Origin of the sequence: Vibrio sp. OY15, from assembly GCF_000742455.1 — a bacterium.
GTDB lineage: Bacteria > Pseudomonadota > Gammaproteobacteria > Enterobacterales > Vibrionaceae > Vibrio > Vibrio alginolyticus.
The window spans coordinates 113627-129414 of the sequence record NZ_JPIL01000012.1 but is presented as its reverse complement, the minus strand read 5'-3'; the positions used below and the strand labels follow the sequence as shown (position 1 = coordinate 129414).

Here is a 15788-nt window from a genome sequence, read left to right as displayed (position 1 = left end):
GGGAGCCGATGATGGCTCCCCTTTTTTGTTTAATTGCGCTCAATTACGCGGTGACCAAAGCCACCTCTTCAATTGAGAAATGCTTACTTGGCTCAACAAACTCTTGCTGCGCAGCAATAGTTTGCAGCTCCCATTCGCCTGCATGGTACGTTGCACTTAACACCCCGTAGCATGCGTCATGACAATGTTGGAAAGCTTGCTTGGGAGACCAGCCTTTTAAGAGTCCCGCGGTAAAGATAGCTGAAATAAGATCGCCCACGCCAACAGGTTGTTTAGCAAACTCAAATTGAGGACGCTTCGCAAGGTAAATGCCTTCTTGCGTAGCCAATAGCATGTTGAAGCTGCCATTTTCTAGGCAGTAAAGGTGCTTAACTAGCACCACTTTTGGACCTTTTTCTAGCGCACGTTGGCATGCGGTGATCGCATCGTCTAGTGAGTGGATTTCCATCTCAGAAAATTGACTTAGCTCGAATTGGTTCGGAACGATCACGTCCGCCATTGGCATCAAACGCGTTAGAAGATTTTCAGCAATGCCCGGAGCCACAATGCAGCCTTTGTCTGGCGCGCCCATCACAGGGTCGCAAACATAAAGTGCGTTCGGGTTCGCTTGCTTCACTTTCGTCACGGTATCTTCAACAGCAAGGCACTGCTCTGCGCTACCTTGGTAGCCCGTCAATATCGCTTGGCACTTTTCCAGTGCGCCGATGTTACCAAGGCCACGAACTAACTCGCTGATGTCTTCAGCCGCAAACGCTCGCCCAGTCCAGCCTTCTTGATACTGCGTGTGGTTAGAAAATTGAACGGTATGAATCGGCCATACTTCGAAACCCATGCGTTGCATTGGGAAAACGGCACTGCTGTTACCAGCATGACCAAAAGAAACATGAGATTGTATAGAGAGGATACCTTGCATAGTACCTTACCTCTTATTGTAGTTATCGATAGTTCAAAGACAGCGGCAAGCGCCAGTTTTGCGAAACCAGTAGTGTATCCGACAAACCAAGATTCTCTAACTCAATTCTCCTCAATATCTTCAGAGTAAGTTGGAGCGCTGGTTTTCAACACCATCTTCTTAATTTCCATTTTGTCTTTATTCAGTGCGATTTCTAGGGTATCTCCTTCCCTTATCCCGAGCTGAGCCAGGATTACGCTTGGAATGACTACGGCGGTGTCGTCACCGATTTTAACAGGTTGACTTATCATCTTTCGTCCTCCAAATGTCGAAAATGAGTTTTCACGTCATTGGATGTCTAGCCTCAAATACATTAAGCTGACTTGGATTTGGCGTAAATGCCTAAAAGCAAAGAGCCTTCCACACCGCGTTTGGGAAGGCTCTTTCTGTATTATTTTTTAATTTTCTAAAGGCTCATGCTTCGCAGCAATCAGACCGTAAGCACTCCAGCCTAGGAAGGTTACGATAGAGCCCCACATCATCGCTTCGTAGCCGGAGCCGTAAAGCGCATAGAAGCTGTACAGAGAGCCAATCAGAGCGATAACGTTGGTGGTTTTCATCTCGCGCTCTGGCACGTGCGCCACTTGCTGCATAATAAAGATTGCGCCCATACATAAGATGTAAGGAATAACGTTTGTTACTACCGCTAGGTTAACCAGTGCTTCGAACTGCTCGTTCAGCGTTGGAGAAATCGTCATTAGAGACAATACTGATTGGATGATAGTAATCGCGATCATACCTTTGATCGGTGTGCCGCGTTTGTCCACTTGAGAGAACAATTTAGGGAAGAAGCCCGCGTCAGAAGACGATTTGAACACTGACGCGATAGTGAATTGCCAACCCAATAGAGAGCCCGCACAAGCCAATACCGCCATACCCGCAACCACTTTACCAGCAGCAGAACCTAGCATCACTGTCCATACGGTTGAGAATGGCGCTGTAGAAGCGGCAAGCTCAGAGTTTGCAACGATACCAGAACAGATGTTTGTCGATACAATGTAAACCACAGCCGCGATTAGCGTACCGCCTAGCACTGCGATTGGTACGTTCTTCTCTGGGTTTTCTACCGCTTCAGAGTTCGCACAAGCTGATTCAAGACCAAGGAATGCCCATAGAGTCATCGCAATAGAAGCACTCACCGCTTCACCAAATGGCAAGCTGTGTGGGTTCCAAGCTTCAATGTACATGGTTGGGTTAAACCAGAACCAACCAACAATACCCAATGAACACACTGGTAGGATTACGCCCCACACGGTGAATGTACCAATTTGACCTGTGATTTTCGCACCACCGAAGTTAGCGAAAGTACAAATCCAAAGAATGGCGATGGTGTACAAACAGGTTTCGACCGGAGATAGGGTCACTTCAAAGAATGCGGAGCCGTAACCCACACAGGTAATCGCGATCGCAATATTCGCAATAAGGAGCGACAAACCGTAAGTCCAGCCCGCCATAAACGCACCCGATTTACCGAATGCGTAAGACGCGTAACCGTTCATACCGCCGTCTCGTTTACTAAAGCGACCACATTTTGCAAACACATAAGCCAACGCCAAAGAGCCCGCAGCCGTGATCAGCCAAGACAACACTGAAATGGTACCCACTTGCGCCAGTTTACTTGGCAGCATGATAATACCGGAGCCAGCCATATTGATGAACGTCAGAATGGTTAACTGCACCACCGACATTTTTTTAGTTTCAGTACTCATAAATTATTCTCCACGAATAAGCGGTTCGCACCGAGGCCGGAGCGTGGTGCGAACGGGTAGATTAATCTTTTAGGACATAACAATGTGCGGTAGTGCGACCGTTAACATCTTCAAGGTACACACCTTGAATTTCTGGCGCGAAGCCTGGGAAGCGGTTAATGCCTTCTTCTAGAGATAGGAAGTAATCCACCACCTGTTGAGTCCAGACTTCACCAGTGATCACACAGATAATGCCTGGAGGGTAAGGAAGTGCACCTTCAGCGGCTACGCGGCCCACGGCCTCTTTAAGTGGTAGGTAATTGCATTCACCACGGAAGTATTTGCGTGTTGCTACGTCAGGTTTGTGAACCATTTGTGGGAAGTACTCGCTGCGGAACATCGCTTTTTGTAACTGTTTCACGTTCAGCTCTTTGTACATGTCATGCATTTCCTGACATAGCTGACGGATGGTGTAGCCACGGTAGCGTTCTTTATTCGCTTCGTAGACGCTTGGAAGTACGATACTTAAAGGGGCATCATCACGGATGAATTTTTCGAATCGGTTAATTTGAGCCACAAGGTGACGGATCTTACCCATATCTTCCGCAGGAGTGAGTAGGAACAAGATAGAGTTCAAGTCGCACTTTTCAGGGATGATGCCATTTTCACGAAGGAAGTTCGCTAAAAGCGTTGCAGGAATACCAAAGTCTGCGTAGCTGCCATCTTCAGCAATACCTGCTGTGGTTAGTAGCAATTTACATGGGTCAACGAAGTATTGACCTTCACCGTACCCCTCGAATTTGTGCCAGCTTGCGTTTGGCTCAAACATGAAGAATTTCTTGTTCGTTGCGATCACGTCAGTGTCGTAGCTGCCCCAAGGTTGGCCTTCGACTTCATCTGGAATGAACGGACGAATCAATTCACAACTCTTAAGGATTTCTTTACGCGCTTCGATACCTGTCTTAACCGCATCGCGCCATAAACGCAGACCTGCTTCGCCGTCGTGGATCTTCGCGTTCACATCAAGCGCAGAGAACAGTGCGTAGAATGGTGAAGTCGATGCGTGCATCATAAACGCGTTGTTAAAGCGTTTGTGGTTACAGTAACGAGCTTGACCTTTGATATGGCGGTCTTTTTTGTGGATTTGCGATGTTTGAGAGAAGCCAGCTTGTTGTTTGTGAACAGACTGAGTCACGATCACACCTGCGTCTTCTGGTTTCAAATCCAGCAGCAGTGGTGAACAGTCTTTCATCATCGGGATGAACTGCTCGTAACCAACCCATGCAGAGTCAAACAGGATGTAGTCACAAAGGTGACCTATCTTATCCATTACGTAGCGAGCGTTGTAGATAGTACCGTCATAAGTACCAAGTTGGATAATAGCAAGACGGAAAGGACGTTCATCGCGTGCACGTTCTGGATCCACTTTCGCGATTTGAGCACGAATGTACTCTTCATCGAAACAGTGCTCATCCATACCACCGATGAAGCCCCAAGGGTTACGCGCCGTTTCTAGGTAAACTGGCATACCACCCGCTTGGATTAACGCACCGTGGTGGTTCGATTTGTGGTTGTTACGGTCGAACAGTACCAAATCACCTTCAGTTACCAGCGCGTTACACACCACTTTGTTTGAAGCAGAAGTACCGTTGAGTACGAAGTAAGTTTTGTCCGCGTTAAATACTTTTGCAGCGTGCGCTTGCGCTTGGTGTGCAGAACCTTCGTGGATCAGCAAGTCACCTAAATCCACGTCCGCATTACACAAGTCACTACGGAACAGGTTTTCACCGAAGAAATCGTAGAACTGTTTACCAGCTGGGTGTTTTTTGAAGAACTGACCACCTTGGTGTCCCGGACAGTCAAACGCTGAGTTACCCATCTCAACATAGTGCGTTAATTGCTTGAAGAAAGGAGGAAGCAGACGACATTCGTACTTGGTTACTGCTTCGTTGATTTGACGACAGTAGTACTCAATTGACTGTCTTTCCAAATCGATAACGCCAGTTAGCCAAACGTAATCTTCTGCCGAAACTGGGTTTTCATCCGTTACTAAGAAAACTGGAATACCGTAACCCGTTTCGGAAATCATTTTATGCAGACCTGCTTTAATGTCTGCTGAAGTAATAATAGCCGCACCAACGTCGGTTAATTCAACTTGCTCTAAAGGTTGTAAATGACGATTAAATTGTTCATCTAAAGATTCAGCTAATAAACTGAAGTCTTCTGGCATGTAATTACTAACACCTATAATTAAACGTTTCATTTGGAATATCTCTTTTTTGTTCTTTAAAATTGACAGGTACAGATATTACAAACGAAAACGATATTTAAAATTCAAAAAACAAATTTCGTGATTAAATTTTCATATTTAAAAGTCTTATTTTCTCGAATTAAAATTTCGCGATCTTTATCACTTTCCAATTGATAGCCCAATGATATTGAAACCAGGCTTAAAAGGAAAAGTAATTAAAAATTGTGTGACCACAGCCATTGTTGTTAGAAATAAAATATCAAGAAAATAATTTTTTGAGATTTCCATCACTATATAATTATTAGGACTATATTATTAGGAATGATAAATATTTTAATTTTAACTAAATTTAAACACATAATAAAAAAGCCATCAACACATGTATTGATGGCTTTTTACTTTAGGTGCAAAGGAAACACAATTCAATTAAATAAATGACTATCTAGTTTGACTCCATCATTCGACCATTGCTGATAACGTTTTACAGACATGCCTGACGAGTACATAGTGTGTTTACAATCCATGCACTCGACAAAATACAAGCCACTCATGCCAGCCATAACGTGCAGTCTACGGCTATCGCAACGCTTACAGGACAAGCGTTTTACTTTGGTATTGACGTCAATACGACGAGCAAAGTTTAACGTTTCATGAGAACATAAAGCCTCAACAGCACTATCTTTAAATGGATGTTCACTCAACAAGTAATTAATGGCGTAATCATACACCGGGGGGATTGAAGATTTTCCACTTTCAATATTACTTATTTTAGCGACGGAAACACCTAATAAAGAAGCGAACTCAGCCTTACTGTACTCTAAGATAAACCTTGAAGAGATAAATTTATCTGCACTAATGATTCTCAACATACACAAATCTCTAATATAAATAAAAACAGAGATAAAAAATTATCTCTATTTATTATGAAACATGTAATGAAAAAGTTACTTCCTAGTGTAATTCTGCATATTAACTATGCTATTTTATTTTTACGTTATCTTGCGCCTAATTAATCATAAAATCAATAATCGACACCTAAATATAAAAGAACAATTTAAGATTTATAATAAATTTTTTAATTTACATTATTAGATAAAGTAATGAATACTATTCACCTATAAATCGGGGCATCAAGTATTGCTCTTCAATCATTATTACTATCAATTGAAAAGGCTTGATCTAAGCCCAATAGCGGAAGTAAATAAAGAGGGAAAAACCTCTTTTTTAAGGTAAACAGATCCCATCTTAGTTAAGTACTAAAAATATGTTGAAAAATCGCATAAATAGTATGCACATCAGTAAAATGACTGCTTAAGTAAGCTTACATTCTGTTGTCATGACTGATAGAGATACTGGCAAAAGAGCAAAAGAAAAGCCTCAATCTTGAGGCTTCTGGATAAGATAGGTTATGGCTGAAGGAAGTTTTGAGTGAAATCGAGCGCATCTTTAGAGAGTTTTTTTTCGTTGGGCGATGTGCTTGCCTGGTCTTCTGCTGTTACCGTTGTCATCTTAGGCTGAAAATCTAGTGTTGATGTCTCCTCCCAAGCTTCGGAGGCGTCTTTATTCTCATCATTCAACACCGCATTGAGCTCCTCTTCCGCAGGAAAATACGCTTCGCGTTTGTACACTTTGTTAAGGGCTCGAATAATAGAGTGCTTTCTCACCATTCCTGAGGCCAGTTTTCTTTGCAACGGCTTCGCTATGGACTGCAATCCAACGACAACATCAACACCAATATTGGTTGCCACTTCATCACGTAACGTACGCGCAGGTTGGTAGCCCATATTGGCAGCAAGAAACAGCCAAACGTAAGCAATTGCATTACCCGTTTTACCTTTATCCTTCCACGCTTCGCCAGCATGATACATCGCTTTAGCACTGCCACCTTCCGCGGCCCGTTCTAGCCAGTAGCAACCTTTAACCATGCTTTTTTCTGTACCAATGCCATTTAGGTAACATAAGCCGACTTGGATCTTGCCATCCGCACTGTCTTTTTCCGCCGCTTTCATAAACCAGTAAAGCGCATCTGCACTGCGTCCTGCACTATTGTCTGGTGAAAGCTGCCATTCCCCCATATAAATCATGGCATCAATGCAGCCTTCTTCGGCGGCAGTTTCAATCAGTTGGTTACCTTTTGGGATATTTTTTTCAGTTCCTCGACCAAAGACCAAGGCCTTGCCCGTCGAAAATTTCGCTTCGGTATCCCCTTCCATTCCCGCAATTGCGGTACGCCAGAAGTTTGCCTGCTCTTTTAAAATCACATCTTCGCGCATGCGTTCACTTAAGCGAACAATGCCGTACATCCCCGTCACATTGTCCAATTTAGCTGCTTTATCATACCAATACAGCGCTTGACGAATGTTGTCCTTTTCGGCTTCTTTCGCTAGAAATAAAATGGTGGGAATATGCCCGGTTTCTGCTTTGAACTCTCGCTCTTTACGCTCTTGCTCTCGCGCTTTATGCATCGCCTTTCGATAAGCGGCTTCGCGAGCTTTCCTCTCTGCCTCGAGTCTCTGTTTCCGCATCGACAACGAGATCATCCACACAAATATCAGGACGAGTGAAAGGCCAGTTGCCGCAATGGCAATGCCCATACTACTCATAAATAGCCTCTTTTGGTTTCAGGGCCCAATTCAACTCCCTTTCAGGGAAATCTTATGATTACGCGCCGACGTAACGCCGACTACCTTCATTATATAACGACCACTTAGCGAAAATCTGAAGCTTGCGAAGACTTAATGGCGGTATTTTATTCAACATCACTGCAACTTATTTTTAAAAGAAAAATATAGCCCTCATTTTTATAGAACTTAATCACGGTTTTGGGGCTGAGACATTCTCATCCCCTATCATCCCCCCTTACTCATCCCATAAAAATTTACATTTTAATGATGTGCAGAATCTCTCACTATGCGCCTGTTTTATTATTTGATTTGTGAACAAAATCGACTGTGACAGAAAATTTGCACCTGTAAAAAACTTAACAGCCTGCTCTCACATTTTGCTGATGATTCAGTGTATTAGCATCTAATTGAACATTTCCTTTTTTGGCATCTGCCTTTCTAACGTGTGCAAAACCTTCTTGATGATTGAGTCAGCGAAGGCAGCGCGCAGCTCAATATCAATTCAATAACAATGGATTTGTAAACGTGGACAATAAGACATTTAAATTATCAACAATTGCCAAAACCGTACTGCCTTTGATTTCCGTCGCAGTCATCAGCGGTTGTGGTAGTGATAGCACGAACGAAGATACGACGAACCCAGGCTCAGGCTTGTACCCTGCGGGAGAGAACGAGGTCGTCATTTATTACAAACGTGATGTAGCATCAGCTTCAACAGCAAGCGACTACGAAGGTTGGGGCTTGCACCTGTGGAACGGTGAAGGCTGTACCAGCACAGATTTAGACGCAATGGGCATTCCGGGCACAGGAACGGATTGGTCGGCACCACACCCATTCGATGGCATCAACGACACCTACGGTGCTTATTACGTACTGAAAGTGAACCCAGATGCCTCTGACCCACACGAATGCATGAACTTCATTCTGCACAAAGGTGATGAGAAAGCGTTCGGCAGCGCAAACTCAAAAGTAGAGTTGACGAAAATCGGCGAATCGAAAGGTTTGTTTGGCTTCCACGGCAGCAGTGAACTTTACTACGAGCCAATAGAAGAGCGCCCTGTTGATATTGATGGTCAAAAAGCCCATTGGTTAGACGCCAACACCATTGCATGGGAAGCGGCGACCAGTGCGGATTCCATGAAGCTGTTCTACAGCCTTAGCAATGACATCAAAATGGATGAAGATAAGCAAATCTCTGGCGGTACAGCAGTTGAGCTGACAAAAGCTGGTGAGTTGTCTGATGGTCTGAAATCACGCTTCCGTCACCTTGCTAGCCTTCAAGCTGCGGGTATCGATGTCGATGACGCGACCTTGCGTACGATCCTGAAGTCACAAATCGTTATGGTGGCTTACAACGCAAATGGTGACGTCATTTCTGCAACTGAAGTGCAAAAGCCGGGCGTTTTGGATGCGGTGTTTGCCGATTCCAAGACAGGTAACGCGATTGGTCAAGAACTCGGTGCGATTGTGGAAGGCGGTGCCGCAACCTTCAAGCTATGGGCGCCAACTGCTCAAGATGTTGATCTGATAATCTACGATGAAAACTTAGCAGAAGAAGCGACCGTTGCCATGACGGAAGACCCAGCAACAGGTATCTGGGTTTCTGAGGCACAAAGCAACGTTGTCAACAAATACTATCGCTACCAAGTTAAGGTATACCACCCAACAACTGGCGTCGTTGAAACGCGTTTAGTAACAGACCCATATTCAATGAGCTTGTCTAAGAACTCACGATACTCGCAAGTGGTTGATTTAGATGATCCAAGCTTAATGCCTCAAGATTGGAAAAACTACGCACGCCCAACGGTTAAAAAAGACGAAGACCACGTCCTTTACGAGTCACACATTCGTGATTTCAGCTTTAACGACAGCAAAGGCACACCAAGTCTTGATGGCAAATATCTGGCGCTTACAGAACCTGAGCGTGAGTCTGTATCTCACTTACAAGCCCTGAAAGATGCTGGCCTAACAACGCTACATATCCTGCCTGCGTTTGATATTGCAACCGTGGATGAAGACGCTGACCAGCGAGTCGATATCACCGACACCGTGGGTAAACTTTGTGGCATCAAGCCAGAAGCCTCCATTTGTGAGACCGAAGATGACGGCAAAGTGATTGAAGAGGTATTAAATAGCTACGACCCAACAACGGGCAAAGCACAAGCGTTGATGAACGATCTTCGCATGCTAGACAGCTTCAACTGGGGTTACGACCCTTACCACTACACCGTGCCAGAAGGCAGTTATGCGACCGATCCTAACGGGTCTAAGCGTATTCTTGAGTTCCGCGAAATGGTTCAAGCGACGCATAAAATGGATCTGAAACTGGTCATGGACGTCGTGTACAACCACACAAATGCATCTGGTGTGAACGAAAAATCAGTACTGGATAAGATTGTCCCTGGGTACTACCACCGCCTAAACGTCAACACTGGCGGCGTCGAAAACTCAACCTGTTGTGATAACACCGCAACCGAGAACTTGATGATGGGTAAACTAATGGTTGACTCATTGATGGTATGGGCGGATGACTATAAAGTCGATGGTTTCCGTTTTGACCTTATGGGCCACCAGCCGAAAGATGTGATGGTTTACGCACTTGAAAAAGTCCGTGAAATTGATCCGAATACTCTGTTCTACGGCGAAGGTTGGGACTTCGGTGAAGTCGCGCAAAACGCTCGCTTCGATCAGGCGACACAAGTCAACATGGCGGGGACAGAAATCGGTACTTTCTCTGATCGTCTGCGTGACGCAGTTCGTGGCGGAAGCCCGTTTGATGGCGGTGTAGATTCTGAAGGTAAGCACCCACTTCGCTTCAACCAAGGCTTTGGTAACGCCGCTTATCCTAACGAAGAAACCAAAACTGATGCAGAGTCGGTGAATGGTCGTTTACACAACCAAGACCTGGTTCGTCTAGGTATGGCTGGTAACTTGGCTGACTACATCCTTCTTGATTACAAAGGCGAAACCAAACTGGGTAAAAACGTTGATTACAATGGTGCGCCTGCAGGCTACACAAAAGTGCCATCAGAGAACATCTCTTACGTGTCTAAGCACGACAACCAAACATTGTGGGATAACAACGCCTACAAGATTGCGACAGGCACTTCATCTGCCGAGCGTGCACGTATGCAGTCTGTGTCCCTATCAACGGTGATGCTTGGTCAAGGCATTCCATTCATCCACATGGGTTCTGAGCTATTGCGCTCTAAATCTATGCAGCGCGACTCGTACGATTCTGGTGACTGGTTCAACCGTGTATTCTTCGACGGAAGCGACAATAACTGGAACGTTGGTCTACCACGTGAAGACAAAGACGGTGCAAACTGGGAGCTGATCAAAACCATCGTTGGTGACAGCACGGCGAAACCAGATTCAACCGACATCGAGCTGACTAAGCAACAATTCCTAGAGCTACTAAAAATCCGTAGCACAAGCGAACTGTTCCGCCTAGATACCGCGCAAGAAGTGATGAACCGTGTTGACTTCCGCAACGTAGGGAAAGACCAAGTGGAAGGCTTGATTGTGATGTCTATCGACGATGGTACATCAGCGGGTGCCGATTTAGATTCGAACTACGATGCTGTCGTGGCCGTTGTGAACTCAACATCAACTGAGAAATCTTTCAAAGTTGCTGGCGCAACTGGTTTCGAACTGCATGAAGTTCAACAAAACTCTGCGGATGACATCGTCAAAGGTGCAAGCTTCACCAATGAAACGTTCACAGTACCAGCACTGACAACAGCGGTATTCGTGCAGCCACAAAACGGCGCGCAAGGTGCTGGCCTACCAGTAAACACGGATAACAAAGACGTATCGAGTATTCCTCCTTACGGCGAAACCGTTGTTTACGTGAAAGGCACGATGAACGAGTGGTCTGATAGCAGTGATTGGGCGATGACCTTTATTGGCAACGGTATGTACTCTGTAACTGGCGTTCTTGAAGCTGGTGAACACGAGTTCAAATTCGCGGACTCTGGTTGGGCAAATCCAAACATCGGTTGTGATGCTGCGAATATAGCTTCTGGTTCACTAGAATTAGGTTCAGAAGGTAACTGTAAGCTGTCTGTTGCTGAAACAGGTAAGTACAACTTCACTCTGAACGCGCTGCATGTTCAAGATGAAAGCGTAGAAAAACCGGTCGTGTCAGTGACCAAGTCAGCAGATGCACCAACATTCGGTGAAACAGCACTTTACTTACGTGGCACTATCACTACATGGGATGCTCCAGCACAAGACTCAACAGCGAAGTTCAGCTATGTTGCAAATGACGTTTATTCGCTAGACATTACCCTAGCGGCGGGCAACTACGAGATGAAAGTTGCGAGCGCAGACTGGGCAGCAGACACCAACTTCGGTGGCGAAGGCAGTGTTGAGCTTGGTAAAGCGCTAACGATGGAAGTCGGTGGCGGTAGTGCAAACCTGAAAATTGCGATTGCAGAAGCAGGAAATTACAACTTCCACTTCAACGCGGCTGACAAGTCGGCGCCAATCGTGACGGTAACGAAAAACTAGTTTCATTTAAAAACATCCGTAATGAAAAAGGGGAAGCATCACGCTTCCCCTTTGTTTTGTTGGCGTCACTAAATGGTGGATACCAAAATCAAAAAGGCGTTAGTTTCCCCAAATCTGTTCAACAAACTCAGGATGATCAATGAATGGATTACGATTGCCCTGAAAATCAAACACTTGTTGATTCCGATTTCGTTCTTTTTCACTAACGGGATCATTTTTGTGCCAACGTTTCAGCATGTTTAACATCCAAGGTTCAAAAACCGTTGAACTTGAACCATCAAGGACAGCATCCGCATTGCTTGAATTGCCTTCCCAGTTACCTACAACATTTTCATAGCGGGTTGCCATGTAGAAATAAGCACGGGCGAAGTCGCCCTTAAACTCATCAATCGGCTCAAACACCGTACCGGAGTAGCCCAGATTAGTGCTTGCTTGGCCAAGTTTAGAGCCATTACTAGACACGTAGGTCGCGGTGCCCACTTCACCAAATGGCCAATTACTGCGCTTCGCGTTTACATAACCATCGGTTGCAAACAAGTGATGACCGTCTGAGTTCATCGGCTCAACCTTACCGCCAAACCAGCTTTTCGGAAAAGAGTGCTCACGGTTGTAGCAATCCCCTTCCGTTTTGTATTGGCCACATTGGTCTGTGACTTTGGTAAAGCTTACTGTATCGCTACCAGATGGCTTTTCAGAATACATATCGAGAATAGAGCCATCATTTTCGTAATAACGATCAATATCGGCATCTTTTACCAAGGTCCAGACCGCAGAATAGCCTCGGCTGGAGTGATTATTGATAATGTTAAACAACGCTGTTTTTAGAGCGTATCCCGTCTTACCAGATGCCACTTGATAGTAACCATCCACCTCTGGTGGGGTCGTCGTTGTGTCACCTAAGTTAAAATCGGTGGTTTCACTTTTCGAGAATTCAGCGCCAGAAGCAAGAGTCTTATCTCCCTCAGTCAGCGTGTACGACCCCGCGCCACTGCCACAACAAATGCCGTCACCATACTCGTCTTGAATCGTGAATTGGTAGTTACCGTCAGCTAAGCACATGCTCTTTTCAATGGTGGTTGCTGACTCATATCCCTGACCAGAAAACAGTACTTCGGCTTGGTTGTTTTTTAACGTCCAGCTAGTTTCTGAACCATAATTATCTGTTGTGAGAGTCAAGACCACTTGGTGATCACTACAACTTTCTACAGGAGGTTGTGTACTCGTCTCAGTCGGTTGAAAATTATCGACGTAGACAACTTCTGAGCCATCAAAACTGGCTTCATCGTAAAAACGCAAACCGACGTTGATGGTCTTGTTCGAGCTCGCTGTGTAGTTGTGCGCGAGCTCTTGCCACTGGTTTATCTGTTGTGGGTTCGAGTAATTGTGATAACCATCAACCACCAGACGTGCTTTTACATTTCCTTCGGTATGATAAACCGAGACAGAAAACGGATAGGTTTTCCCTTGCTCCACATTAATGGTTTGCAAAAAGTCGGTGTTGCTTTGGGTACCTGTATTCACGACGACCTGGGCAGCCAGACCACCCGATTTGATTTGCTCGCTGCTTGGCGACACTGTAATGCCCGCGTCAATCTCTGACCACTGCGTAGGTACATTGCCATTCCACTGTTCAAAGTCACCGTTGATAATTTGGCTATATGCAAACGGAGAGCTAACAGCAGCAAGGAGACAGAGGGAGTTCGTTATGGATTTCATTATACTTTTCCATTAGTTATATAAATCCCAGACACGATAAACATATTAGTGGGGCATAAATAATCCTTCAGTCACATTTTTACGTTGCACAAGTGTTAATTTACTTTTTAATGTGCAGCTTATCTCACAAATATCCATCTGCTGAAAACAAACGCCAATACAAAAAGCGAAGCAACTTGTTGGCTACATCGTCGTAAAACCATTAAGGGAAAAGTAAAACAGACAGAAAAAAGCCAAGTGTGCGCCTATGGGGGTCAGCAACAACACTTGGCTTGTTTATAAGAAAGCTTGTGGTCAGCTCAACTGGTGAGCATCAATTCTGGATAATTCCTTAAGGTTTTACCGCAAAGAATCGTCCTTGTAGTGGCGACATCAGAATCTGATATTGACCATTACTCGGAGTAATTTTTTCATTCGTGAGCAAATCCACCAACTCACCAGTACCAACACTCTCCTGAGTAAGAGTGACGCTTCTAGCGCTCTCTAAGGTATTTAGCGCAAACAAGACTTTGTCCGAACCAGATTGTTTCAAGTCCACATAACTGCCGTTACTCGCAACTAAATTCGTGCGTGACCCTTGATAAAGTGCAGGATGCGCATCGCGCATTGTCATCAGCGATGTCACATAAGATTTGAGATCGGCTTGGTTTGCATCAAGCGTCGCCGTCACGCCTTCAATTTTCGCACTGCTGCGCGCAACGTGATCATCGCACAAACCTTGAATGGCACAGGTGCTGTTGTCTTCTTTTGCGGCAAAACCATCCACTTGATCCCCGATTTCATCACCGTAGTACAACGTGATTGGCCCGGTGTACGCCGCTTGGAAAGCAAATGCGGCTTTATGGCGTAACCAATATTCCACATCATTCACATCCGCTAAATTTCCGCGCTGTAACAAGTCACCAAAGCGCACTAAATCATGGTTGCCGATCATCAAATTCGGCTGCGCATGTGTTGGATATTGGTTGTGTGTGCTGTAGCCGTTGTCTAACCAATCCGCACCGCGACCACCCACGCCACTCTCATTCACGGCCAAAGTTTCAACGATGCGATATCGCATAGGAAAATCAAATGCAGAGCACAATGCTGGATCGCTGTTCGATCCATACGCCTCATTCGCGATTTCAGACTCCCCTTTCCAAATCTCTGCTACCATGTAACCCAACGGATTCACTTGTTCGCCTTTGCTATTGGTGTACGTCACACTTTGTGAGGCTTCATCGACGGCTTTACGAAGTTGTGTCCAAGCGTCTGTCGGAACTTGATAGGCTTGATCTAAACGCCAGCCGTCAATCTTCAGTTCTTTGATCCAATACGTTGCCACTTCTTTGTAGAAATCGAGACTGGCCGGGTAATCAACGGGATTGCTCGATCCCGATGGCAACAAACCCGAGGGAGATGGTTTGATCAAACCATCTTTGTGATGACCAAATACACCATCAAAAAACACGTATAAGCCGCGTTTGTGTGCTTCCTCGACCAAGGTTCTCGCCGTTTCTAAATCACCAAAACGTGGATCAATGGTGAAGTAATCCGTTGCAAAGTAGCCCGTGGCATCCAGACGATCGGCCCAGTGTTCTTGGCCCGCTATCGCTTCCGATTCAAAAACTGGCGTCAACCAAATCGCGTTCATCCCTAAATCTTGGATGTAATCGAGTGAATCAATCACTCCTTGCAAATCGCCGTTATGATGGCTGGTGCCATAACCTGTACCGTGACCAATGCTCGCATCACCATCCACAAAACTCTCTACCATGATTTGATAAGTACGAAGTTGGTTACTTTGCGCCATGACATTGGCTTGGCAAGCATAACTGGTATCCGGTAGCGGAGTGCTGCTATTAGTGTCGCCACCACCAGAAGAATTACACGCAGATAAAGCACCAATCACACTTAACGCAAGCAACGATCGAGACAGGCGATGGTTACGTAGGATATTACGCATTTTATTCTCCCTAACTTACTCAAATAAACTACGGAAATTTGAGTAATAAAATTAACCCCGACATGTGTTTCATGCAGGGGTTAATAAATAAAAATAG

At 45.2% G+C, this 15788-nt stretch carries 9 protein-coding genes; 1 reads left to right on the top strand and 8 read right to left on the bottom strand.

The window, feature by feature from the left end; genetic code table 11:
- Positions 1–43 precede the first annotated feature (43 nt).
- From pdxY to IJ23_RS14630, 6 genes are all read right to left on the bottom strand, one after another.
- Positions 44–913 (bottom strand): pyridoxal kinase PdxY, encoded by an 870-nt coding sequence (pdxY, locus tag IJ23_RS14655; RefSeq protein ID WP_033906659.1) that lies wholly within the window; start codon positions 911–913, stop codon positions 44–46.
- 101 nt (positions 914–1014) lie between these two features.
- Positions 1015–1203: an AbrB/MazE/SpoVT family DNA-binding domain-containing protein gene (locus tag IJ23_RS14650; RefSeq protein ID WP_017634469.1), complete on the bottom strand. Its 189-nt coding sequence runs from the start codon at positions 1201–1203 to the stop codon at positions 1015–1017.
- A 147-nt stretch (positions 1204–1350) separates the two neighbouring features.
- A complete protein-coding gene (potE, locus tag IJ23_RS14645) occupies positions 1351–2661 on the bottom strand; it encodes a putrescine-ornithine antiporter (protein WP_033906658.1) in 1311 nt (436 codons plus the stop codon).
- 61 nt (positions 2662–2722) lie between these two features.
- Positions 2723–4903, bottom strand: coding sequence for an ornithine decarboxylase SpeF (speF, locus tag IJ23_RS14640; RefSeq protein ID WP_033906657.1), 2181 nt, complete (start codon positions 4901–4903; stop codon positions 2723–2725).
- A gap of 410 nt (positions 4904–5313) precedes the next feature.
- A complete protein-coding gene (locus IJ23_RS14635) occupies positions 5314–5760 on the bottom strand; it encodes a helix-turn-helix transcriptional regulator (RefSeq protein WP_025768646.1) in 447 nt (148 codons plus the stop codon).
- 537 nt (positions 5761–6297) lie between these two features.
- Positions 6298–7494 carry a tetratricopeptide repeat protein gene (locus IJ23_RS14630; RefSeq protein ID WP_033906656.1) on the bottom strand — a complete coding sequence of 399 codons (1197 nt, stop codon included), beginning with the start codon at positions 7492–7494 and terminating at the stop codon, positions 6298–6300.
- A gap of 546 nt (positions 7495–8040) precedes the next feature.
- On the opposite strand from IJ23_RS14630, the gene pulA reads away from it, so the two are divergent.
- Positions 8041–12030: a pullulanase-type alpha-1,6-glucosidase gene (gene pulA / locus IJ23_RS14625; RefSeq protein ID WP_033906655.1), complete on the top strand. Its 3990-nt coding sequence runs from the start codon at positions 8041–8043 to the stop codon at positions 12028–12030.
- Between the two features lie 99 nt (positions 12031–12129).
- Here pulA and IJ23_RS14620 read toward each other — a convergent pair whose 3' ends face one another.
- Together IJ23_RS14620 and IJ23_RS14615 are read right to left on the bottom strand one after the other, a co-directional pair.
- Positions 12130–13746, bottom strand: coding sequence for an endonuclease (locus IJ23_RS14620; RefSeq protein WP_033906654.1), 1617 nt, complete (start codon positions 13744–13746; stop codon positions 12130–12132).
- 331 nt (positions 13747–14077) lie between these two features.
- The gene (locus IJ23_RS14615; protein ID WP_033906653.1) at positions 14078–15691 is read right to left on the bottom strand and encodes an alpha-amylase family glycosyl hydrolase; all 1614 of its coding nucleotides are present in this window, start codon (positions 15689–15691) and stop codon (positions 14078–14080) included.
- Positions 15692–15788: the final 97 nt, after the last annotated feature.

Coding starts and splice junctions, on each gene's coding strand:
- pdxY (WP_033906659.1), bottom strand. CDS start 913: ATGCAAGGTATCCTCTCTATACAATCTCATGTTTCTTTTGGTCATGCT.
- IJ23_RS14650 (WP_017634469.1), bottom strand. CDS start 1,203: ATGATAAGTCAACCTGTTAAAATCGGTGACGACACCGCCGTAGTCATT.
- potE (WP_033906658.1), bottom strand. CDS start 2,661: ATGAGTACTGAAACTAAAAAAATGTCGGTGGTGCAGTTAACCATTCTG.
- speF (WP_033906657.1), bottom strand. CDS start 4,903: ATGAAACGTTTAATTATAGGTGTTAGTAATTACATGCCAGAAGACTTC.
- IJ23_RS14635 (WP_025768646.1), bottom strand. CDS start 5,760: ATGTTGAGAATCATTAGTGCAGATAAATTTATCTCTTCAAGGTTTATC.
- IJ23_RS14630 (WP_033906656.1), bottom strand. CDS start 7,494: ATGAGTAGTATGGGCATTGCCATTGCGGCAACTGGCCTTTCACTCGTC.
- IJ23_RS14620 (WP_033906654.1), bottom strand. CDS start 13,746: ATGAAATCCATAACGAACTCCCTCTGTCTCCTTGCTGCTGTTAGCTCT.
- IJ23_RS14615 (WP_033906653.1), bottom strand. CDS start 15,691: ATGCGTAATATCCTACGTAACCATCGCCTGTCTCGATCGTTGCTTGCG.